The organism is Brucella tritici (genome assembly GCF_008932285.1).
GTDB lineage: Bacteria > Pseudomonadota > Alphaproteobacteria > Rhizobiales > Rhizobiaceae > Brucella > Brucella tritici.
Window position 1 is genome coordinate 354,490 of sequence record NZ_WBVY01000001.1, and the last position, 23,693, is coordinate 378,182.

Here is a 23,693-nt window from a genome sequence, read left to right on the forward strand (position 1 = left end):
CGTATCACTCTGGAGCGGGGTTGCGAACGAATTTCGGATTCAAATCCACCACACTAGAGCGCATCCCGAAACGTGTGAAACGGTTTTCGGATAAGATGCGCGTTAGAAACGCGCGATTCCGTCGAGTGCGTTTTCCAGCAGTTTTTCATATTTTTTCCGTGGAACTTCCACAGCGCCGAATCTTTCGAGATGTGGCGTGGTGAACTGCGTGTCGAGAAGTACGAAGCCTCGGCTGACCAGATGCTGGACCAGATAGGCGAGGCAGACCTTTGAAGCATCTCGCTTGCGGGTGAACATGCTCTCACCAAAGAAGGCGCGTCCGAGTGTGACGCCATAAAGCCCACCGACGAGCTGTCCGTCATGCCAGGCTTCGACCGTGTGGCAATGTCCGATCTCGAACAATTCCTTATAGGCTTCGCGGATTGGACCGTTGATCCATGTACGCGCGCGTTCGCCGGTTCCGCTGGCACAACCTTCGATCACGCCATCAAAATCGCTGTCGAGCCTTATATCAAAAATGCCCTGGCGAATGGTTTTCTGGAGGCTTTTCGGTAGGTGGAAGCCATCGAGGGGTATGACACCGCGCCTCTCGGGACGAACCCAGAAGACTTCGGGATCGTCGGCTTCTTCAGCCATGGGAAATATTCCCGTGGCATAGGCCCGCAGGAGCAACTCCGGTTCGATTGAATAGTCGTCCGGGGACACTCCTGCGGTCATTTTCGTCAGGCGCTTTCGCCCTTGGTTTTCTTGGCCAGATATTTTTCCAGCCAATGAATGTCGTAATCGCCGTTGGCAATATCCTGATTTGCAATCAGGTCCTGGAAAAGCGGGAGAGTGGTTTTCACGCCATCGACCACGAACTCGTCCAGCGCGCGGCGCAGACGCATCATGCATTCGACGCGATTGCGACCATGCACGATGAGCTTGCCGATAAGGCTGTCATAGTAAGGCGGAATGCGATAGCCGGAATAAACGCCCGAATCCACGCGGATGCCGAGGCCACCCGGCGTATGATAATGCGTGATCAGCCCCGGCGAAGGCGCAAATGTCAGCGGATCTTCAGCGTTGATACGGCATTCAATGGCATGGCCAGAGAAGCGGATATCCTTCTGCTTTACCGACAGGCCGAGACCGGCTGCAACGCGAATCTGCTCGTGAACGAGATCGATGCCCGTGATGGCTTCCGTAATCGGATGTTCCACCTGAAGGCGCGTGTTCATTTCGATGAAATAGAATTCGCCGTCTTCATACAGGAACTCGATCGTTCCCGCACCGCGATAACCCAATTCCGCACAGGCGTTGGCGCAAACCATGCCGATCTTGTCGCGTGCTTCGGCGTTGAGCGCCGGTGAATTGGCTTCTTCCCAAACCTTCTGGTGGCGGCGCTGCAACGAGCAGTCGCGTTCGCCCAGATGGATGGCATTGCCTGCGCCATCGCCCATGACCTGAACTTCGATATGGCGCGGCTTTTCGAGATATTTCTCGATATAGACCGCATCGTCACCAAAGGCTGCACCGGCTTCCGTACGAGCCGTTGCAAGTGCCACCGAAAGATCGTCCTCGGTGCGGGCAACCTTCATGCCGCGTCCGCCACCACCGGCAGAAGCCTTGATGATGACCGGATAACCGATTTCCTTCGCGATGCGTGCAGCTTCGACGTCATCCGTCACGCCGCCGTCCGAGCCCGGAACGACTGGAATGCCAAGGCGCTTTGCAGTGCGTTTGGCTTCAATCTTGTCGCCCATGATGCGGATATGCGAAGCGGTGGGGCCGATGAAGGTGATGCCGTGCGCTTCAAGAATTTCCGCGAACTTGGCGTTCTCCGACAGGAAGCCGTAACCCGGATGGATTGCGTCGGCACCAGTGATCTCGCATGCAGCAACGATCTGATGGATGTTCAGATAGCTGTCGCGCGACGGCGGCGGTCCAATGCAGACGCTTTCGTCTGCCAGACGCACATGCATCGCGTCGGCGTCTGCCGTGGAGTGAACGGCGACGGTCTTGATGCCCAGTTCCTTACAAGCCCTGAGCACGCGAAGAGCGATTTCGCCACGATTGGCTATGAGTATCTTTTGAAACATTGCGCTTTGCTGCCCGTTCATTGAATAAGCCGTAATCTGCTGTCTTATTCGATTACGACGAGCGGCTCACCGAATTCAACCGGCTGAGCGTCTTCGATGAGGATGGCCTTGACCGTACCAGCGCGCGGGGCTGGAATCTGGTTCATGGTCTTCATGGCTTCGATGATGAGAAGCGTCTGACCTTCCTTTACCTGTGCGCCAACTTCGATGAAGTTGCGGGCGCCCGGAGCCGGAGCGAGATAGGCGGTGCCAACCATCGGCGACGGAACGGCGTTCTTCGACAGATCAGCCTTGGTTGGTTCGGCGGCTGCAGCAACTGGCGCAGCAGCAGTAACAACAGGGGCTGCGGCAGGCATAACTGTCGCTGCGGCCTGAACCGTGACCTTGCGCGAAACGCGGATACGCAGATCGCCGTGTTCCACTTCGATGTCGGTAAGGTCAGTTTCGTTGAGGATGTCCGCCAGGTCGCGGATCGTTTCCTTGTCGATGACGGAATTTTTGCTGGACATATCAGGCCCCTTTAACGCTTTGCCCGTTGTTTTCTTCTTCTTTGGCAATTGCCGCAAGCGCGCGCAGACCGAGCAGATATCCTTCCGCGCCAAAGCCGCAAATAACGCCTTTGGCGACTGCGGATACATAGGAGTGATGCCGGAAAGCCTCACGCGCATGAATGTTCGAAAGATGCACTTCCACGACCGTTACCTTGGCCGAGCGGATTGCATCATGAATAGCAACCGAAGTGTGACTATAGGCGGCAGGATTGATGAGGACATAGGCGTTTTTATCGCCAGCCTCCTGAATCCAGGTCACCAGATCGCCTTCGTAATTGGACTGACGGAAATCGACATCAAGTCCGAGTTGTTCAGCCTCACGCTTGCAGTCCGCCTCGATATTATCGAGCGTTGCAACACCGTATATCCCCGGTTCTCGTTTACCGAGAAGGTTGAGATTGGGGCCGTTCAAAACAAAAACCGTTTTTGCCATATCCGTCCGCGACTGATAACGCGTTACCGCGAAATTTCGGTACACTTCGCATTTCATATAGAGGGCTTGGACGCAAGCCGAAACCCTCTAAATCATTGCAGATGTTTTGCCGTACCAGTTTTTCCCGCTATTCTTTGCAAAATAAGCAGGCAATACGGCAATTTCTCTTCTCGCAACATAAACATTGGATGCCACGGCATAAACTGTTTCACAAAAGTGACCAGTCAAGCCATGGCCGACCAGATTAATTTTTCGCTGCAGCGCGCGCTGCCGCGATTCTCTCGACCAGCCCATCAACACCGATCGCGCCGGGAACCAGTTCATCACCGATGATGTAGGATGGCGTTCCGGTAATATTGAGCTGTTGCGCCAGCTGATAGGTCTGCTGGAATGCGCCGGTGATGGCCGGATCCTTCATCTTGTCGCGTAGCTGTGCTTCATCGGCTCCCAGTTTCACTGCATCGGCGATGGCGGAATCTTCCGTTGCACGCTCCTGCGCGCCCAGAAGCACTTCATGGAATTCGGCGTATTTTTCCGGCATCAGCGCTCTGAATGCCTGTGCCACAATATGCGCCTTGGCCGAATCCGGGCCGAGAATCGGGAATTCTTTCATGACGAACCGGACGTTCTTGTCGGTTTTCAGGATCGCTTCCATGTCCGGCAGCGCCCGCTTGCAATAGCCGCAATTGTAATCGAAGAACTCATAGACCGTCACATCGCCGTCTGGATTACCGAAGACTGCATCATGCTTGGGATCATAAAGGGTGCTGCGATTGGCCGTCAGCACCTGCTTGATCTGTTCCTGCGCCGCATGCGCCTGCTTGGTTTCAAGTGCGCTTTGCACTTCCAGCATCAGTTCAGGATTCTGGATGAGATAATTGCGCACGACGTTTTCAATGGCCTGCTGGTTCATCGCCACAGGAGGGGCCACAGGGGCCACAGCAGCAGGGCTGTCCACGGCGGCCGGAGCCTGTCGGGCAGTGCCTGCATAATAACCCAATGCGAGAGCGGCGATGCCTACAACCCCGCTGGCAACTGTTATGGAAACTGCATTCTTCATTCCAAATTCCAATCTGTCTAGAATACCGGTTTCAGGCGCAAAATGCCGCCTTACTTGCTTTTCTTGGCATTAATGATGTCCTGCGCGCGAAGCCATTCGGGTGAACGGGGCTTCATCTGCTTTTGCGCACGGATGGCGAATATCTGGGCCTGCTGAAGCTTGCCAGAATAGTAGTTCATATCGGCCGTTGCGAGGTCGGCGAGCGCCATGTCACCTTGCTGGCCATAAGCCTGCGCGAGATAACCGTAGCCTCCTGGAAACTCCGGATCGGAGGCTATGCCTGTCTTGATCTCCTTGATCGCCGTCGGCATGTTCGCCTTGGCACCGGTGAGCATAAGGGCGCGCCCATAGCTCATGCGCAGCAACGGTGACTTGCGCGGATCGAGCGAAACTGCCTTCTGGAAAGCCTTTGCTGCGCCTGCTGCATCATTGGCTTTCAGCAGGACTTCACCGCGCATTTCCTGGAAATACGGGTTCTTTGGCTGTTCCTTGATAAGTACATCAAACTTTGGCAGCGCAGCGCGGGCTGAACCATTCAGGAATGTTGTGATGGCATTGCCATAACGGGCAGGGAGCCCGCCGGGATTGCTGCGGAACATGCGCTGTAGTGCGCCCATATTGCCCGAATAGGCGGCAATTTTGGCACGCGCCATATCGTGCCGCATCTGCAATGCCGGAGAATCGGCTTTGTTGAAATACGGGCTCTTTCTCGCAAGTTCTTCCAGATTGGCAATTCGTTCACGCGGGAGAGGGTGGCTGATACGATACTGGTCGATCTGGGTGCCGGTAAGCGACAAGGCTGATGCGAAGCGCTCAAATGTATCGAGCATTCCCTTGGTCGACTGCCCGGTGGCGTTGAGATAGTTCACGGCCAGGCGATCGGCGGTCATTTCTTCGGTGCGCTGATAGTTGAGCACGCTGCGCATGGCAACTTCGCTTGAGCCCATGGCGATGCCTGCGCCTGCGCCCGCTGCATTGCCGCTGCCGCTTGCGGCACCTGCAACACCGGCACCAACACCAAGTAACATACCGATGATTGCCATGTTGCGGGCACGGCTCAACTGCTCACGCAACCGTTCCTGATGCCCACCTGCAAGGTGCCCCGATTCGTGTGCGATCACGCCAATGATTTCATTGGGCGTTTCCGCCTGCATGATCGCGCCTGTATTGATGAAAATACGCCGTCCATCGACAAAGGCGTTGAAGCTTTGCGAATTGACCAGAATAACGCGAACGCCGCGACCACCCAGACCTGCAGCCTTGAGGATCGGCGCAGCGTAGTCGGCGACGAGTGCCTCGATCTCAGCGTCGCGCACGATGGGGACACCACCGCCGCGCGACTGCGCGAATGCGGGCAGGGCACTGGTAACGGCTATGGACATCGCGGCTGCCACCGCAACCGAACGGCGAACCAAACTATGGAAAGAAAATCTTCTGGGTGGGAATGGTGTAGTCATCGTCCCCATCGTGTTGTTCTTCCTTCTTCAAACCGGCACGAATCTTATAGCCTTTGCATTCAATCATCGATAGGCAGGCGAGAGATAATCTCCATCTCGGAATTTGGTCGTATTTTCTCGAAAGGTGCTGTTGCTTTACCAATCCGGCGATTATACGGCGGATGTAGAATGCGAAACTCGCAATTTTCTGGAGGTAAAGTTGGTCACTCTTTCCAGCCGCAGCGCGGTCGAGCCCTTCCATGCCATGGATGTTCTGGCAGAGGCTAATCGTCGTCGCGCAGCCGGCCATCCAATCATTTCCATGGCGGTAGGCCAGCCTGCCGACCCGGCACCGGAAGTCGTTCGACAAGCTGCTGAACGTGCCTTGAAGGATGGTCGCATCGGTTACACCGACGCTTTGGGACTGATTGAACTGAGAGAGGCGATTGCTGCGCATTATGCCGATCATTACGGTGTTTCGGTTTCGCCGGAACGAATTGCGGTCACAACCGGCTCCTCCGCTGCCTTCAATCTGGCCTTTTTGGTCTATTTCGATCCGGGCGACAGGGTTGCTATTACACGCCCGGGCTATCCTGCCTATCGCAATATATTGACGGCACTAGGCCTCGAGGTCGTGGAAATACCGACGGGCAATGGAACGTCGGCGTCATTGACTGCCGAGGCGCTTGCAGCGGCACATGTTGAAAAGCCGTTGAAAGGCGTATTGTTTGCAAGTCCGGCCAATCCGACCGGGGCGGTCATCGACAAGCTGGAACTGACGGCAATCATCGAAACAGCCCGAGATCTGGGCATCCGGGTCATCTCGGACGAAATCTATCACCGGCTTTCCTATGAGACGGACGACGTCACAGCGTTGGAGATTTCCAATGATGTGACGGTCATCAACTCATTTTCCAAATATTACTGCATGACCGGCTGGCGTATTGGCTGGATGGTTTTGCCTGAAAGCGATATCCGCGCAATCGAACGACTGAGCCAGAGCCTTTATATCTCTGCGCCGGAGCTTTCGCAGCGCGCTGCCATCGAAGCCTTCCATGCAACGACAGAACTTGAGCGGGTAAAGGATCGCTATCGCAAGAACAGGCGCATCCTGCTGGACCATCTTCCACGTATAGGTCTCAGCCTGGCCGCACCAATGGACGGTGCATTCTATGCCTATTGTGACGTTTCGCGCTTTACCAACGACAGCATGGAATTTGCCCGCCGGATGATTGCTGAAATCAATATTGCTGCAACGCCGGGACGGGATTTCGACCCGCTGGACGGGCATCGAACGATGCGCTTTTCCTATGCTGGAAAGATTGAGGAAATGGAAGAAGCCGTCCGTCGCCTGGAAGGCTGGTTGCCACAGCAGAAAGCCTGAGCAGGCTCCTTCAAACCATTTACAGTATTAAAAGATAAAGAAAAACCGGCGTTTCCGCCGGTTTTTTCATTTCAATCATGAAACGGGTCTCAGAAGAAACCCTTCTTCTGCCACCAGCCAGCGCGCTTGGGCTTCTGGTCTTCGCTCTCGCTCGAAGTCACAACGGGCTCAGCGCTTTTCTGCGGCTCGGCAATTGTCGTCACTTCTGCTTCGACTGCAACTGTCTCTTCGACTTCAACCGCCGGTTTCGCAGCAGCTCTGCGAGTACGCCGCTTCGGCTTCTCGGTTTCCGCTTCAGGTTCGTCAGCGACCACTACCGGCTCGGCAGGAGCTTCTTCGGCTGCCTTCTTGCGGCTACGGGTCTTGCGAGCAGGCTTGGCAGGCTTTTCCTCTGCTTCAGCAGCGACGACGTCCTCAGCCGCTTCCTCAGTCTTAGCAGACTTGCGAGCGCGAGGCTTACGGGCGGGTTTGGCGGGCTTTTCCTCGACTGCTGCTTCGGTAACCGGAACTACAGCTTCAGCGACGTCAGCCGTTTGTTCCACCGCTGCCACTGTTTCGACAACAGCTTCCTTGGCCTTGACCGGCAGAACCGGCGTATAACCGACGAATTCCGGATCAGGAACCTTGCGTGTACGCGGTTCGTCGTCACGACGGTTCTTGCGTCCACCCCGGCGACCGCGGCGACGCTTCTTACGGCGATCTTCTTCGCTCAGCGAAGCATTAGACGATGAATCCTGCGCGTCATCGGCGTCATCATCTTCGTCGGAGGCATCTTCCGAAACGGAATCGGTCTTTGCAGCCTGTTCCGGGTTCTCGCGATCACGACCACCGCGACGGCGACGACGGCGACGGCGCTTGCGATCACCTTCGTCACCACGATCTTCGCGAGCCTGAACGTCTGCCGTCGTTTCTTCTTCGGCTTCGTCCTCATCGACCGGGATTTCCGGATCTTCGATGTCGTCCTCGATGTAGGCCATCGGCTGAACCGGAGGCTGGATAATCGGCCGTGTCGACGGCGCGCCCTTGTCGATGACGAAATGCTGGTGGCCGACGCTCTCGTCGGCGTCGATGCTGATCGCTACACCAAAACGCCCTTCCAGATCGGCAAGAAGCTGGCGCTTGTGATTGAGAACATAAAGCGCCGAGGCAGCCGGTGTGCGGACATGAATGTCGAAACCGGAGTGACGCAGCAGATAGTCCTCGATGCCGCGAATAATATGCAGCGCCATGGAGGAATCCGAGCGGATATGGCCGGTGCCGCCGCAATGCGGGCAGACCTGCATCGTGCTTTCCAGTACGGATGCACGGATACGCTGGCGTGACATTTCCAGAAGACCGAAATGCGAGATACGGCCCACCTGGATGCGCGCGCGATCATCCTTCAGGCAGTCCTTCATCTTCTTTTCGACAGCGCGATTGTTGCGCTTTTCTTCCATGTCGATGAAGTCGACGACGATCAGACCGGCGAGGTCGCGCAGGCGAAGCTGGCGTGCGACTTCTTCTGCTGCCTCCAGATTGGTCTGCAGCGCCGTGTCCTCAATCGAATGTTCACGCGTTGACCGGCCAGAGTTGACGTCGATGGCAACAAGCGCTTCCGTCTGGTTGATGATCAGGTAGCCACCTGATTTGAGCGTGACCTGTGGCAGCAACATGCGGTCGAGCTGTGCTTCCACGCCGTTGCGCGTGAAGATCGGGACCTGTTCGCGGTAAGGTTGGACGACCTTCGCATGGCTCGGCATGAGCATGCGCATGAAGTCTTTGGCCTCACGGTAGCCGTTTTCACCGGAAACGAGGATTTCCGAGATGTCCTTGTTATAAAGATCACGGATCGACCGCTTGATCAGGCTGCCTTCTTCATAGACGAGGGCGGGCGCCGTCGATTGCAGCGTCAGTGAGCGTACATTTTCCCAAAGACGCATCAGATATTCATAGTCGCGCTTGACTTCCGCCTTGGTGCGGTTTGCGCCAGCCGTACGCAGGATCACGCCCATGCCCTGCGGCACTTCGAGTTCCTTGACGATTTCCTTGAGGCGCTTGCGGTCCTGCGGATTGGTGATCTTGCGCGAAATGCCGCCGCCCCGTGCCGTGTTAGGCATCAGTACCGAATAGCGTCCGGCAAGCGAAAGATAGGTCGTGAGAGCTGCGCCCTTGTTGCCGCGCTCTTCCTTGACCACCTGCACCAGAAGAATCTGGCGACGCTTGATCACTTCCTGAATATTGTACTGGCGACGATTGGTACGGGCAGGCGTCGGAAGCTCTTCAAGTGCATCTTCCGAACCAACAGATTCAACCATGTCCTCTTCATGTTCGATGTCGTCCTCGTCGCCGTTATCGATGGCTTCGGAGATCACATCGCTTTTCTGAGAAAGGGCGATGGCCGGTGTGCCTGGCACGTAATTCTCAAAAGCCGGGCCGACGGGCTCAGCCGCTGGCAATCCCTTGTCGGCTGCATTGGCCTGCGCGTCGCCATTCTGGCCGTCACGACGACCGCGACGACGGTTGCGGCGCGAGCGATCGTTCCGGTCGCTGCGCTCGCTCTTGGCGCGTGGTTCGTCTTCATCGTCTTCCGCGCGTGCGGCTTTGGCTTCCGCTTCGAGCAGCGCAAGACGATCAGCTACCGGGATCTGGTAGTAGTCAGGATGGATTTCCGAGAACGCGAGGAAGCCATGGCGATTGCCGCCATATTCCACGAACGCAGCCTGAAGCGAGGGTTCGACGCGGGTGACACGTGCGAGATAGATATTGCCTTTCAGCTGCTTCTTGTGTTCCGACTCAAAGTCGAATTCTTCAATCTTGTTGCCCCGAGTGACGATAACCCGGGTCTCCTCCGGGTGGGAGGCATCGATAAGCATTTTGTTGGACATTATTGTCTTTCCTGCCGGCGCGAAGACGCAAAACGCGTGCGCCGGACGAAACCCTGAGGGCTGTCGTGCTCACTGCGTTGCATCTGCCGGATGGTTCTGGGTTCGTCGGAATAAAAGCTGCTGCCTCCGCGCGCGACGGCCTCGTGGCGATCACGGTCTTCAGGCTTGCAGTGGTCAGTCTTGCTTGACCCATAGCTGTTCCGAACGAAACGACCTCATATATGACCCGAAAAAGCCGGGCCGACCTCATTGCTCTTTTCGAGCGTTGGCGACAGCGCGTAATGATGCGCAGTCGGCCGATAGAAACGGAGGGCGGGGGAGCCACATCTCCGCTGAATTCTGTGCCGGTTATCGGGGGCGGCGAATGAATATGCCGCTGTTTTCACTATCATTCCTTGCGGTTCATTTTGAGAACCGGCAAACGATTCTGATAGTTCACCCAAAACCTTTCATAGCTTTTATGGCGTCGTTTGAACGATGACAAGTGCGAATATCATTTGACATTCGCATCGCAATTTTGCCGAAAGCTGAGTATAGGCCCTGTTCAAGGTCGAAATACGGCTGGAAATCCTTCATTAATTATAGTTCTGTACGAGTGTTTTAATGGGTATTCGGGCGAGATGGTGCAGGGGCGAGCGTGCCGGTATCGCGGTTTTTGATACCGGTCATTCAATGAGATTCTTGATTGTGGCAGCCGATGCATTTTCGAAGCGCTGAAAACGCTATGACACGATTGTCGAGTTTGCGATGCCTTCTGGCATTGTTTGCTCTCTTGTCGGTTTTGCTGTTGCAGGTTGTATCCGTTTCCGCTGCCGATCGCGTGACATCTCCATTATCAGCGCTGACATTCCGGATGGCCGGTGACGATCTGCGAACGCGCATCGTTGTGATGTTTGATCGCGAACCAAAGCTATCGACCTTGCTTCTCGATAATCCGCATCGCCTTGTCGTCGACCTGCCTGAAACACGATTTGGTTTTGATGAGAAGAGTCTGGAAGCTCGGGGACTGGTATCGCGGGTTCGTTACGGACTGGTGGGTAAGGGGCGCTCGCGCCTCATCCTGACACTAAGCGGCCCGTTCAAGGTCGAGGATCTGCGTGTCCTGAAAAATGAAAGCGCCTCGGGCTATCGCCTTGTGGCTGATATTGTTGCGACTTCGGATCGGGAGTTTGCAGACCTACTGAAGGGCCACGCGGAAATAACAAGTTCCACGGATCGCAGTGAAAAACCTGTTCAAGCATCTACACAGAATGAGGCGGCCCGTTCGTTCACAGTCATGATCGATCCCGGTCACGGCGGCATTGACAGCGGTGCGGAAAGCCTGAGCGGTATCAAGGAAAAAGACCTGACACTGGCTTTCGGACAGGAGCTGCGGGATCGTCTGGCGCAGGACAAGAACATCAAAGTACTGATGACCCGCGACGACGACACTTACCTGCGTCTTTCAGAACGCGTGCGGATCGCCCGCCAGCATGAGGCGGACCTGTTCATCTCCATCCATGCCGATACGATCAACCAGCATGATATTCGTGGCGCGACGGTTTATACCATCTCCGACAAGGCGTCAGACTCTGTCGCCCGTGCCATGGCCGAGCGCGAAAACAAGTCTGACACCCTGGCAGGCGCGGCACCAGAGGAGCAGCCTGAGGTCACCGACATTCTTCTCGATCTGACGAGACGCGAAACGCATACGTTCTCGCTCAGCTTCGCTGAAAAGGTGATTCATTCCCTGCAAGGGCAGGTGAATCTCATCAATAACCCGCATCGCTTTGCTGGTTTTCAGGTGCTGCGCGCGCCGGATGTACCCTCCGTTCTGATCGAAATCGGTTATCTGTCCAACGCCGAGGATGAAAAACTGATCAGCAATCCTGAATGGCGCAAAAAACTGGCGGACCGCATGGCGATTGCAATCAAGGCATTCGAAACGCTGAAACATCCTGCAAGCATGAGCAAAGGGTAGGGGAATGAAATAAGGAGATTCTCCTTAAATTCGCTCCAGCTTATAAGATGCATGCATGCAACAGTTTTGCGGATTTTCATCGTGCGGACAAAAGTGACCGTGTTAAATTGGTAAAAACACGTAAACCATCTTGCCTTTGACTCATTTGCTGGTCACTAAGCCAGTGGTTGCCATATGGCATAATTGGGTTAAAGGGTTGGCTGTTTGTGCTTTGACCCTTATCATATGAATAATCTGAAGGCAGGATTCCGCATTTATGGTAAGGCTTATCGGATATTTCTTCGGGATCGGAACGGTGCTGATGCTCCTCGTGGCAGGTGGCGTCGCCCTTTACGTCGGAAGTCTCACGAAGGATTTGCCAGATTACGAGGTGCTCGCAAAATACGAGCCGCCCGTAATGACGCGCGTTCACGCTTCGGATGGTAGTCTTATGGCGGAATTTGCGCGGGAACGCCGCATGTATCTGCCGATACAGGCTGTGCCCAACCGCGTGAAAGCGGCGTTCGTTTCTGCCGAAGACAAGACCTTCTACGAACATCATGGTCTTGATTTTGCGGGTCTCGCCCGCGCCATGTTGACGAACGTCAAGAATATGGGCTCCGGTCGCCGTCCTGTTGGCGCATCCACCATCACGCAGCAGGTCGCTAAGAACTTCCTCCTGACGTCGATGCAGACCTATGATCGCAAGATCAAGGAAGCTATTCTGGCGATGCGCATCGAGCAGGCCTATTCAAAGGACCGTATTCTCGAGCTTTATCTCAACGAAATCTTTTTCGGTCTGGGGTCATACGGTATCGCCAGCGCGGCGCTGACCTATTTCGACAAATCGGTTGGCGAACTCTCCATCGCGGAAAGCGCATATCTTGCGGCTTTGCCAAAAGGCCCGAACAACTATCATCCATTCCGTCAGCCAGAGCGCGCCATCGAGCGCCGCAACTGGGTGATCGACCGGATGAACGAAAACGGCTACATCACTGCTGAAGAAGCGACGGAAGCCAAGAAGCAACCGCTCGGTGTGAAGGAACGTTCAGACGCCCATTATGTGTTTGCATCTGAATATTTCACCGAGGAAGTACGCCGCCAGATCATCCAGAAATACGGCGTCGATGCGCTTTACGAAGGCGGCCTTTCAGTCCGTACTACGCTGAATCCGACTTTGCAGGTTGAAGCTCGCAAGTCCTTGCAGGCGGCGCTGCTCCGTTATGATGAGGCGCGTGGCTGGCGTGGCCCGATGAAGAATGTCGAGCTCGGCAATGATTGGGGTACGGCATTCGGTGACATGCAGTCCTACGCGGACGTGCCGGAATGGCAGCTCGCCATCGTGCTTAATGTGTCCGCCGCTGGCGCAGATATCGGTCTGCAGCCGTCGCTTGAGGCATCAGGCTCGCGCAGCAAGGAGCGCAAGCGCGCATTCATCGCTGCGGACGATATGAAGTGGGCGATGCGCGTCGTAAATATCGGCGGCAAGCGTACCAGTGCGAAATCGCCGGAAGGTGTGCTGAAAGCTGGCGATATTGTTTACGTCTCCAAGGCGGGCGAATCCCGTTTCCGTCTGCAGCAGCCGCCAAAGCTCGAAGGCGCACTGGTTGCCATGGATCCGCATACAGGTCGTGTTCTGGCCATGGTTGGCGGTTTCTCCTATGCGGAATCGGAATTCAACCGCGCAACGCAGGCCTATCGTCAGCCCGGCTCGTCGTTCAAGCCGTTCGTCTATGCTGCGGCTCTCGATAATGGCTATACGCCTGCTTCCGTGGTCCTTGATGGTCCGCTGGAAGTTAATCAGGGCGGCACGTTGGGCGTTTGGGCACCGAAGAATTATTCAGGCAAGTTCTCCGGACCTTCTACGCTGCGCTACGGTATCGAACAATCGCGTAACGTTATGACTGTGCGTCTCGCGCAGGACATGGGCATGAAGCTGGTGGCTGAATATGCCGAACGCTTCGGTATCTACGACAAGATGCTGCCGGTTCTTTCAATGGCGCTCGGCGCTGGCGAAACCACTGTCCTGCGTATGGTGACAGCCTATTCCATCATGGCGAATGGCGGCCAGAGCATAACCCCGTCGATGATCGACCGCATTCAGGATCGCTACGGCAAGACCGTGTTCAAGCACGATGCCCGCCAGTGTGAGGGCTGCAATGCGCAGGATTGGGCAAATCAGGATGAGCCGACGCTGATCGACAATCGCGATCAGGTGCTCGATCCTATGACCGCCTACCAGATCACTTCGATGATGGAAGGCGTCGTTCAGCGCGGTACAGCGCAGATTTTGAAGAGCCTCGACCGTCCGATGGCCGGCAAGACCGGTACGACCAACGATGAGAAGGACGCCTGGTTCGTCGGCTTTACCCCCGATCTCGTGGTTGGTGTCTTCATGGGCTACGATACGCCGACGCCGCTCGGTCGCGGTAATACCGGTGGTGGTCTGGCAGCGCCTGTGTTCAAGTCCTTCATGGAACAGGCTCTGGTTGGCACGCCGAAAGTGGATTTCCGCGTACCGGAAGGCATGACGGTCATCGCGATCAACCGCAAGACCGGCATGCGTGCAAATCCCGGCGATCCGAACGTCATCATGGAAGCTTTCAAGCCGGGTACGGGTCCATCGGACAGCTATTCGGTTATCGGCATGGATTCCTTCCGCGAGGGGTCTCCGGTTGCGCCGCAGTCGCCGCAGGCAACACGTGCGATCAACTCGGGTTCCGGCGGACTTTACTGACCAGGAAAGCAGGGCTTTGCCCTTTACACCGCGCCGCGTGCTCACTATGGTCCGCGGCGCTTGGACTGTCTGTCCATGCCTGAAAGTCTGAGCTTCTCAACGACGGGCTCAGCTTCTCAAATAAACAGAATGATATTGAAGGAACGATTTGCCCATGCGCGCGGAAATCGAGACGCTGGTTGACGAAATCCAGCAGGCCATAAGCCTGCTGAGGAGGCATCTTTGACTGGGATCAGGCGATAAAACGTCTCGGCTATCTCAACCAGAGAGCCGAAGATCCTACGCTTTGGAATGATGCCCAGGAAGCCCAGAAGCTGATGCGCGAGCGCCAGCAGCTGGAAGACAGTATCAATGGCATCAACCATCTGACACAGACGCTGAACGACAGTATCGAACTTATCGCCATGGGCGAAGAAGAAGACGACAAGTCGATCATTCAGGACGCGGAAAAAACTATCCGCGAACTGAAGGAAGAGATCGACCGTCGCCAGATCGATATGCTCCTGTCGGGCGAAGCCGATGCGAACGACACCTATGTCGAAGTGCATGCTGGTGCCGGTGGTACGGAAAGCCAGGACTGGGCGTCGATGCTCTTGCGCATGTATACGCGCTGGGCCGAACGCAACGGCCGCAAGGTTGAAGTGATGGAAGTGCATGAAGGCGAAGAAGCGGGCATCAAGTCCGCGACCATTCTCGTCAAGGGGCACAACTCGTACGGCATGATGAAGACCGAATCGGGCGTCCATCGTCTGGTGCGAATTTCGCCCTATGATTCCAACGCCCGTCGCCACACGTCCTTTGCCAGCATATGGGTCTATCCTGTCATCGATGACAATATTGATGTGCAGGTTACTGAAGCGGATGTTCGCATCGATACCTACCGCGCTTCAGGTGCCGGTGGCCAGCACGTCAACACCACCGACTCGGCAGTGCGTATCACGCATATTGCGACCGGGATCGTGGTGCAGTGTCAGGCGGAACGCTCGCAGCACAAGAACCGCGAAAAGGCATGGTCGATGCTGCGCGCTCGCCTCTATGAAGAGGAACTGAAAAAGCGCGAAGCAGCGACGGACGCGGCGAACGCCACCAAGACCGAGATCGGTTGGGGGCACCAGATTCGTTCCTACGTCCTGCAGCCTTATCAGCTCGTCAAGGATCTGCGCACTGGCGTTGAAAGCACCAACCCGCAGGAAGTGCTGGATGGCTCCGTTACGCCATTCATGGAAGCCGCACTGGCCCACCGTATTCAGGGTGGCGGTGAAATGATCGACGATATCGACTGATTATTCGCAAACATGCGTACAGAAAGCGAAACCCGGCCGGAGGCCGGGTTTTTTCGTTTCAGGATATTAGAGCAATGGCTCTATCTGTTTGCCTGCCTTGAGGAAATTGACGGGGTTGATCGCCCGACCGTTTTCTCGGACTTCATAGTGGAGGTGACTGCCGGTCGAGCGTCCCGAACTTCCGGCCTCCCCGACAATGGCTCCGGCGGCAACCTGTTGACCGTCGCGTACCAGAACGCTGCTCAGATGGGCGAAACGGGTCGAAAATCCATTACCATGATCGATTTCGACCATGTTGCCATATCCGCCGAAACGACCAGCCTTCACGACCTTACCCGCTGCGGTGGACTTCACCGTCTGGCCGTAAGCGGCGCGAAAGTCGATACCGGAGTGAAAGGCAGCCGTACCTAGAAATGGATCGCGGCGCACGCCGAACAGGCTCGTTACGGGCTTGCCCGGAGCCGGGTTGGCCAGGGGCAGTGCGCTCACCCGCTTGCGCACCTGATCAAGCCGATCAAGCGCGCTGTCGAGGTTGCGCAATTGCATGTCGAAATCATTGATGACCATACCGGGCGACGAAACCGGGATAAGCGGCCCACCCATGGCCACAGCCGCATTGGCAGGCGTTTCGATACGCAGCCCGGCGGCGTTCAAAGTGTCGAGAATGCTGTCGGCCTTTTCATAAGCGGCGTCAGCCAGAACGCGGACCTTGCCATTCTGCTCGCTTTCGATGCGATGAAGGTTCTGTGTGATAGTGGCCAATATCTTGTCGGAAGTCTCAAGTGTCGATTCACCCGAAAGTCCTCCCGAAAGACGCAATCCGATGGAACCAGCGTCGGCGCGGCGGTCAGGCTTTCCAGTAGGAGATTTTCCAGGAACAGGCCCAGTGATGATTGGATCGACACCCGGAAATTCGCGTCCAGCCAGCGCTTCATCGGGGATAAGCTGGCTATGCTGCTCAAGATCGGGTGCTTTTTCCGTCGGCATTTCCGGCATCGGCTGCAATTGCGAAGCTCGTTCCAGCAGGGGTGCAAGTTTCCCGTCACGTGCACTCAACGTTTGCTGGCGTTGCATCAGTTCGGCAACCTTGTTCTCCATCACCTGCTGATCGAGCATCTGCCGGCTGGTAATGCGGTCAACCTCGGTGCGAAGAGCTGAAATGCGATCTTCGTAAAGCTGCTGGTTGCGGGCATGACGTGCGATACCGGCGCTCATCAGGTCGTCGCGAAGCACCAGATAGGCTGTTGCTCCGAGATAACCCACCGAAAGCGCCAGAAATGCAGCGCCTCCAAGAGCGGCCATCCATGGACGAAATGTGAAATGGCTGATCTTTTCGCCACGCGCAATAATCAGGACGGGTGGTTCCTTGCGCTCTCCGAACACCTTTTTCGTCGATGTTTTCGCCTGATTCCCAGTCATGCCAGCCGCATGCCCCTTCTCGATTCCCTTACTTGATTACAACTTATTAGGGTTAACAGACCTTTACATTCGAGGCTTGCGCGGGCCATGCGATGAGGTTTGTTTTTACCGAAGAGTTTTGAAACGGCTAGATGGAGACCGGCGACAAAGAGCGGTAGAAGGACGGCGTCAGTCCAGCCTCGGCGCGCGCCAGCTCATTGAAGGGTGGTTTGAGCTCGCCACGGAAGTTGGCGCGAACCAGTTCGCGAAATCTCGCTGCCGGATCGATTTTGTTTCGGGCGCAGAAGAAGCGAAACCATTTAGCGCCAACAGCGACGTGGGTTTTCTCGTCATTGTAGATGACGCCAAGAATTGCTGCGGTCTCACGGTCGCCGGTCTCGATCATCTTTTCGAGTAGTGAGGGCGTGACATCCAGCCCACGGGCCTCGAGTATGAGCGGCACGACAGCGAGACGAGCTTCCAGATCGTTGCGGGTCTGGTGCGCCGATTGCCAAAGCCCGTCATGGGCAGGCATGTCGCCATAGTCTGCGCCAAGCGACTTGAGGCGATCACGCAGCAGCGTGAAATGCCGCGCTTCGTCGTCGGCAACTTTCATCCAACCATCGAAAAAACTGCGCGGTATCTGTTTGGATGCAAAACGGGCAACGATGTCGAGTGCAAGATCGATGGCGTTCAGTTCAATGTGGGCGAGCGCGTGCATCAGCGCGATGCGCCCGTGTTCCGTGTGGAGCGACCGCTTTTTCAACATACGAGGAGGTAAGAGCTCCGGCTTTTCGGGGCGTCCGGGACGCTCGGGCAAAGGCGGATCGAGGGGGCTGCGAACCGACAGCGTGCGACCGAACCAGCGAGCAGCGGTTTCTCGCGTCAGCCTGACCTTTTCGTCGAGATCGCTGGCGGATATGGCGCGGATGGCATTGCCGCGCAGCGTTTGCTCGTATGAAGGCTTGTTTGACATCGTTCAAAGAGCGCGGGCAGCTTCCAGAACTGCCTCAGCGTGGCCATCGACTTTGACCTTGTTCCAGACACGAGCGATGCGTCCTTCTGCATCGATCAGGAATGTCGTGCGTTCCACGCCCATATATTTGCGGCCATACATGCTCTTCTCGACCCACACGCCATAGGCTTCGAGCGCCACGTGATCTTCGTCGGCTGCGAGATCGACAGTCAGGTCATGTTTCTTACGGAATTTCGCATGCTTCGTCGCACTATCGGGGGAAAGACCGATGACGCGAGTGCCGATCTTGTCGAACTCCGGTTTCAATTGCGAGAAAGCAATCGCTTCCTTGGTGCAGCCGGAAGTATCGTCTTTGGGGTAGAAATAGACAACAACCGGCTTGCCCTTGAGGGACGAAAGGGAGATTTCGCCGCCATCCGACGGCAGAGTGAAATCTGGTGCCGGATCGCCAACTTGGGGATGAGCCATATCTGCGCCTTTCTTTTATGGATTAGGATGGAAACCACCTGTTACAGTCTGAGCTATCGCATTCAGGCAGGGCTTGTGCAACCATTGATGCTGGCATCATTGTGATGCTGGTTGAGAGGCGCAAGGCTGCCGCTTCAAGCGCACGGTACAGGTAGAAAGTAATTATAAAACAGGTAATTACGATCACTTAATGAAGCAAGTTCTAAAGGGTCGTATGGAATGACACTCTTTTTCTGGCTGGGTTGTTGACAGAGAAACCGCAGAAGATCCGCTTCAGCAAGCGGGAGATGAAAAGAATCGAGCGTCTCGCCGCCGATGGCGAGGACGGCTTTTTGCCCGGCCCGGCGCGTTCGAGCCGTTCTATTCTATCGCGCTGTTCCCACGCGATTTTATCGATCTGTATTCTTCTGGTTCTTGTCGTTGGTGCCGGTTTCGTCATTCTTCGTAGCGGTGTCGACAGCAATCTTCTGCGTGATGAAGCACAGAAAAGCCTGACGCATATTCTCGGCGAAGGTGCTTCCGCTTCCATCGGAAGTGCGGCGCTGTCGCTGGATCAGGATAGCCATGTGGCGCTGGAAGCTCGTGATGTATCGATCGCCGATCCGAAGCAGGGCGTCGAAATCAGCGGAATCAAATCCGTGCGCCTGGGGCTGGCGCCACTGCCCCTTTTGACGGGCAAGGTGCGCGTAGCCCAGCTAGAAGTGGATGGGGTTTCCTTTGAAATGCCGGAAACGAAGGGGCCGGGATTCTGGAAATCTCTGCCCTACGACGAACATGGCATTCTCGATTTTGATGCGGTTTCAGGTGAGCTTTTCGCTGCCATGCGTCGCAGTCTGGAGCTTTTGCGCGCCCAGGACACGCATGTCATAGGCATTTTCAACAGTACCGTTGCTTTCAAGGTCGGCGATGAACAGCAGGTTCTGGACATTGAACAAGCCCGCCTCGTCGAAAATGGCGGGAAGATCGGAATTACCGGCAGCGTCGTCTGGATAGGCAAGAAAATTGCACTGGATGGCAAGATCGACCGTCATGCAGGTGACAACAGTCTTGCCGGCTTTGAACTGAATATCCGCGATATTCCTGTTGCATTGGGCTCTCCGCCAGAAGTTGCGCCGGTCATAAACGGCAATCGTGTCAATCCAGCCCATTTTGAGCTGGAAGCATCCGCCCGCTTGTCGCTGATGGGATCGGCAGCCGATGGTGATAAGCCCGAACGTATCGCGACTGAACTGGCCGTTGACGGCATAGATATGCAACTCGGCAAAGTGGAGGACGTGCGCGGTGGCGTTCGTCTCAATCTCGAACACACGGTGGGAAGCCGTAAAATCGAGATCAAGTCGTCGCGACTGCAACTTGGCGGAATGCAGGCACAGTTCAACGGTGCGTTTGGTCCGGAACCGGACACCGAAAACAACACTGGCGGACCGACATATCGATTCGAGGTTCTGACGACATCGGCGACAAGTATGCCTGCGGAATCGACTGATCCGCCACTGTCCTTCGCAACGCGGATTGCCGGGCGTTACCTGGCGGATCAGCAACGCATCCAGTTTGCCAATCTTGATGTTCAGACGGAAACCGGGGAACTGTTCGGTCAAGGAAGCATGGGATTCGGCGCCGGTTCGCCGGAAATGATCTTCATGCTGCGCATTCCCAAAATGCCGGTTGCCGATGCCAAGCATCTATGGCCGATCGATGTTGCCGATGGTGCACGCGAATGGGTGTTGAAGAACCTTTTCGGCGGAACCCTGAAGGACAGCCGCATCGATATTTCGCTCGCGGGCGGTCGCTTCAACGGGCCGGGCCTTCCTCCACCGTTGACGGGTGATGAAATCAAGGCCGATTTCAAGGTTTTCGATACGCGCTTCGACGTCGTTGGTGAACTGCCGCCTGTGCGGGATGCCGATGGCGAAATATCGGTCCGTGGAGCCTATACGACCATCAAGCTTCTGGATGGCGTAGCCTACACACCAAATAATCGTAAGGTCGACGTTTCCGACGGTACGCTGATAATCCCCTGGGGGCCGCAACGTCCCGTGATTGCAGAACTGGATCTGGGTGTCTCCGGTGAGGCATCGGCTATTGCTGAAATTGCCGGAAACAAGCCCATCGATGTTCTGAAAAATGTGCCGTTTCTGCCCGGCGATGTGACGGGCGATGTGAAATCGCGCGTAAAGGTGAGTTTTGCCGTTTCCAAGGACCCACCGCCCGGCACGCTTCGCTGGAACGCTGATATAGGCTTCACCGGTCTGGACATTTCAAAGCCAATAGCGGGATCGTCCGTCAGCGATGCGACAGGCAGTATAAAGGTGGATCAGTCGGCCGCCATTATTACTGCCGATGCGAAGCTGGATGGCGTTCCTGCGAAGGTCAGTATGGTCGAACCTGTAGACCGTTCCGGACCGGTCAAACGCGAGCAGAAGGTCAAGCTGGATATCGACGACAAAACCCGCAACGCGGTTTTTCCGGGTCTTAATTCCATCTTCTCCGGTCCTATGTCGGTTGATCTCGGCATGGAGAATGGCGGCAAGCGCCACGTGTCAGCCGATCTTGGCAAAACACAGATCGATCTCCCCTGGCTCGGCTGGCGCAAGGGCGCAGGCATTCCGGCAAAAGCGACGTTCGACCTGGCCCAGAGCGCGGACGACAAGAGCAAGATGGACATCAGTAATCTTGTCTTTTCAGGCGACGCCTTTGGCGCGAAGGGTGATCTTTCCATTGCAAAGGGTGATTTCCAGTCGGCGAATTTCAGCGAGATACGTCTGAACCGAAACGATAATCTTGCAGTCAAGGCGACCAAAAGCGGAGGCGGCTATCGGGTCAATGTGCGTGGTTCGCAGTTCGACGCACGAGCGCTCATCAAGCAGGTCTCCGATTTTGGCGAGAAGGGCGCCGCCGGGGGTAAATCCAACAATCCCCGTGTGGTGGTGAGTGCCCAGATTGATGAAGTCAGTGGCTTTAACAGTGAAACGCTACGCAATGTCGCTGTTTCCTATGAAAGCGCGGGCAGCAAAGTTTCGGGCGTTTCGGTCAATGCCGTTACGTCGTCCGGTGAATCCTTTGTTGCCACGAACAACGATCAGGGCGATGCGCGCTCCATTTCGTTGCAGTCTAATGATGCGGGGGCGGTTCTTCGTTTCTTCGACTTCTATGACAAGATGCGCGGCGGCAAGATCACGGTTGGTCTCGCGGCACAGGGCAACGGCCCGTTGCGTGGCCAGATCGATGCGCGCAACTTTGCGATCATCAACGAACCGCGTCTTGCGAAAATCGTTTCCAGTTCGCCATCGAACGGCGGAACAAGTCTCAGTCAGGCTGTAAAGCGCGATATCGACGTTTCGCGCGTTGATATCGAGCGCGGCTTTTCGCTGATTGAAAAGGGCAATGGCTATCTAAACCTGTCCAAGGGCGTAGTGCGCGGGCCGACTGTCGGCACGACCTTCCAGGGAACGCTTTATGACAAGCAGGGCAACATGTCGATCACCGGAACATTCATGCCTGCCTATGGCGTTAACCGGTTGTTTGGTGAACTGCCCATCGTCGGTGCGTTGCTCGGCAATGGCCGTGATCGCGGCCTGATCGGAATTACCTACAAGCTTGCGGGCAGTGCCAAGCAGCCGCAGGTGATCGTCAATCCAATCTCCGTCATTGCGCCGGGCATATTCCGCTCAATCTTCGAATTTTGATACAAAAAAGCCGGGCACGAGGCCCGGCTTTGTTTGTTCAATCGTCGTCCAGCTTATGCAGGACGGATCAGCACGTGACGCTTCTTGCCCAGCGACAGCTTGATGACGCCCTGGTCATTCAACGCAGTCGCATCGATGGTCATACGAGGATCGCTGACAGGTTCGTCATTGATGCGCACGGCACCACCTTCGACATGACGGCGGGCTTCGCCATTGGTGCTGCAAAGTTCGGCCAGAACCATCAATGCCAGCACACCGATGCCGCCGTTCAGCGTGGCCTTGTGAACGCCGACTGTCGGGAGATTTTCCGACAATTCGCCATCCTCAAAGGTCTTGCGAGCCGTTTCTGCGGCTTCCTCGGCTGCGTCACGACCATGAAGCATAGCCGTTACTTCCGTTGCGAGGATTTTCTTCGCTTCATTGATTTCGACGCCTTCAAGTGCGGCCAGCTTGGCGACTTCGTCCAGCGGAAGCGTCGTGTAAAGCTTCAGAAACCGCTCGACATCGGCATCTTCCGTGTTGCGCCAGTACTGCCAGAAATCATAGGCGCTCAGCATATCCGCGTTCAGCCAGATTGCGCCACCAAGCGACTTGCCCATCTTCTGGCCGGATGCTGTCGTCAGCAGCGGCGAGGTGAGGGCATAAAGCTGCGGGGTTCCCATACGGTGACCGAGATCGATACCGTTGATGATGTTGCCCCACTGATCAGAGCCGCCCATCTGCAGGCGCAGATCGTAGCGCTTGCTCAGTTCCACGAAATCGTAGGCCTGCAGGATCATGTAGTTGAATTCGAGGAATGACAGCGACTGCTCACGATCGAGGCGCGTCTTTACCGAATCGAACGAAAGCATACGGTTGACCGAGAAATGACGGCCTACATCGCGCAGGAATTCCAGATAGTTGATGTTGCGCAGCCAGTCGGCATTATTGACCATAAGCGCATCGGTCGCGCCGTCACCGAAGGTGAGGTAGTTGGCGAAGACACGCTTGATACCAGCAATGTTTTCGGCAATCGTATCTTCGGTCATCAGCTTGCGGGCTTCGTCCTTGAAGGACGGATCGCCGACCATGCCGGTGCCGCCGCCCATCAGTGCGACCGGCTTGTGCCCGGTCTGCTGGAGCCAGTGCAGCATCATGATCTGGATCAGGCCGCCTGCATGAAGGCTAGGAGCCGTAGGATCGAAGCCGATATAGGCCGTCACGGTTTCCTTGGCCAACAATTCGTCGAGGCCACTTTCATCGGAAATCTGATGAATGAAGCCACGCTCGGAAAGCGTGCGAAGAAAATCGGATTTGAAACCGGACATTCCTTTTCCCTGACTGATAAGGCGAAGTTGAAACTGGTCGCAAGCGGCTGCTTACATCCCTTTGATAAGTCCGCCTTTAGCACCAATCAA

17 protein-coding genes are annotated in these 23,693 nt (G+C 55.9%); 6 read left to right on the forward strand and 11 right to left on the reverse strand.

All coding sequences use genetic code 11. The features are described 5' to 3' along the window. Positions 1 to 102: 102 nt before the first annotated feature. The 6 genes from aat to F9K94_RS01855 form a co-directional block, all read right to left on the reverse strand. On the reverse strand, positions 103 to 717 hold the full coding sequence (gene aat, locus F9K94_RS01825; protein WP_176038505.1) for a leucyl/phenylalanyl-tRNA--protein transferase: 615 nt from the start codon (positions 715 to 717) through the stop codon (positions 103 to 105). A 5-nt stretch (positions 718 to 722) separates the two neighbouring features. Next, positions 723 to 2,081 (reverse strand): acetyl-CoA carboxylase biotin carboxylase subunit, encoded by a 1,359-nt coding sequence (gene accC, locus F9K94_RS01830; RefSeq protein ID WP_081104473.1) that lies wholly within the window; start codon positions 2,079 to 2,081, stop codon positions 723 to 725. A gap of 44 nt (positions 2,082 to 2,125) precedes the next feature. Beyond that, positions 2,126 to 2,590, reverse strand: a complete 465-nt coding sequence (gene accB, locus F9K94_RS01835; protein WP_061346402.1) for an acetyl-CoA carboxylase biotin carboxyl carrier protein — start codon at positions 2,588 to 2,590, stop codon at positions 2,126 to 2,128. Between the two features lies 1 nt (position 2,591). Next, a complete protein-coding gene (aroQ, locus tag F9K94_RS01840; protein ID WP_151557977.1) occupies positions 2,592 to 3,065 on the reverse strand; it encodes a type II 3-dehydroquinate dehydratase in 474 nt (157 codons plus the stop codon). 244 nt (positions 3,066 to 3,309) lie between these two features. Next, a complete protein-coding gene (locus F9K94_RS01850; protein WP_151557973.1) occupies positions 3,310 to 4,125 on the reverse strand; it encodes a DsbA family protein in 816 nt (271 codons plus the stop codon). 50 nt (positions 4,126 to 4,175) lie between these two features. Then, positions 4,176 to 5,591 (reverse strand): M48 family metalloprotease, encoded by a 1,416-nt coding sequence (locus F9K94_RS01855; protein ID WP_151643310.1) that lies wholly within the window; start codon positions 5,589 to 5,591, stop codon positions 4,176 to 4,178. Between the two features lie 190 nt (positions 5,592 to 5,781). Between F9K94_RS01855 and F9K94_RS01865 the strand changes: the two genes are divergently transcribed. Beyond that, a complete protein-coding gene (locus F9K94_RS01865; RefSeq protein ID WP_151643312.1) occupies positions 5,782 to 6,945 on the forward strand; it encodes a pyridoxal phosphate-dependent aminotransferase in 1,164 nt (387 codons plus the stop codon). A gap of 89 nt (positions 6,946 to 7,034) precedes the next feature. On the opposite strand, the gene F9K94_RS01870 is transcribed toward F9K94_RS01865, so the two are convergent. Continuing rightward, on the reverse strand, positions 7,035 to 9,809 hold the full coding sequence (locus tag F9K94_RS01870) for an Rne/Rng family ribonuclease (protein ID WP_151557965.1): 2,775 nt from the start codon (positions 9,807 to 9,809) through the stop codon (positions 7,035 to 7,037). Positions 9,810 to 9,811: 2 nt separating this feature from the next. Here F9K94_RS01870 and F9K94_RS01875 point away from each other — a divergent pair, with 2 nt between their 5' ends. From F9K94_RS01875 to prfB, 4 genes are all read left to right on the forward strand, one after another. Beyond that, positions 9,812 to 9,997: a hypothetical protein gene (locus tag F9K94_RS01875; protein ID WP_061346398.1), complete on the forward strand. Its 186-nt coding sequence runs from the start codon at positions 9,812 to 9,814 to the stop codon at positions 9,995 to 9,997. Positions 9,998 to 10,506: 509 nt separating this feature from the next. Next, entirely contained in the window at positions 10,507 to 11,769 is a 1,263-nt protein-coding gene (locus tag F9K94_RS01880) for an N-acetylmuramoyl-L-alanine amidase (RefSeq protein WP_407922019.1), read from the forward strand. A gap of 256 nt (positions 11,770 to 12,025) precedes the next feature. After that, entirely contained in the window at positions 12,026 to 14,485 is a 2,460-nt protein-coding gene (locus tag F9K94_RS01885; protein WP_151643316.1) for a penicillin-binding protein 1A, read from the forward strand. 154 nt (positions 14,486 to 14,639) lie between these two features. Then, positions 14,640 to 15,768 (forward strand): peptide chain release factor 2 gene (gene prfB, locus F9K94_RS01890; protein ID WP_151643318.1). Its coding sequence is split into 2 segments (ribosomal slippage): positions 14,640 to 14,708 and positions 14,710 to 15,768, totalling 1,128 coding nucleotides; the frame shifts between segments, so codons are not numbered across the junction. 66 nt (positions 15,769 to 15,834) lie between these two features. Here the strand turns inward: prfB and F9K94_RS01895 are convergent. The 3 genes from F9K94_RS01895 to bcp form a co-directional block, all read right to left on the reverse strand. Further along, positions 15,835 to 17,187 carry a M23 family metallopeptidase gene (locus F9K94_RS01895; protein ID WP_151643320.1) on the reverse strand — a complete coding sequence of 451 codons (1,353 nt, stop codon included), beginning with the start codon at positions 17,185 to 17,187 and terminating at the stop codon, positions 15,835 to 15,837. 127 nt (positions 17,188 to 17,314) lie between these two features. Next, on the reverse strand, positions 17,315 to 18,142 hold the full coding sequence (locus F9K94_RS01900) for a ferritin-like domain-containing protein (protein WP_151643322.1): 828 nt from the start codon (positions 18,140 to 18,142) through the stop codon (positions 17,315 to 17,317). Between the two features lie 3 nt (positions 18,143 to 18,145). Continuing rightward, positions 18,146 to 18,610, reverse strand: coding sequence for a thioredoxin-dependent thiol peroxidase (gene bcp, locus F9K94_RS01905; protein WP_061346391.1), 465 nt, complete (start codon positions 18,608 to 18,610; stop codon positions 18,146 to 18,148). Positions 18,611 to 18,897: 287 nt separating this feature from the next. On the opposite strand from bcp, the gene F9K94_RS01910 reads away from it, so the two are divergent. Beyond that, a complete protein-coding gene (locus F9K94_RS01910; RefSeq protein WP_151643324.1) occupies positions 18,898 to 22,296 on the forward strand; it encodes an AsmA family protein in 3,399 nt (1,132 codons plus the stop codon). 53 nt (positions 22,297 to 22,349) lie between these two features. On the opposite strand, the gene tyrS is transcribed toward F9K94_RS01910, so the two are convergent. Next, positions 22,350 to 23,603 (reverse strand): tyrosine--tRNA ligase, encoded by a 1,254-nt coding sequence (tyrS, locus tag F9K94_RS01915; protein ID WP_151643326.1) that lies wholly within the window; start codon positions 23,601 to 23,603, stop codon positions 22,350 to 22,352. Positions 23,604 to 23,693 lie beyond the last annotated feature (90 nt).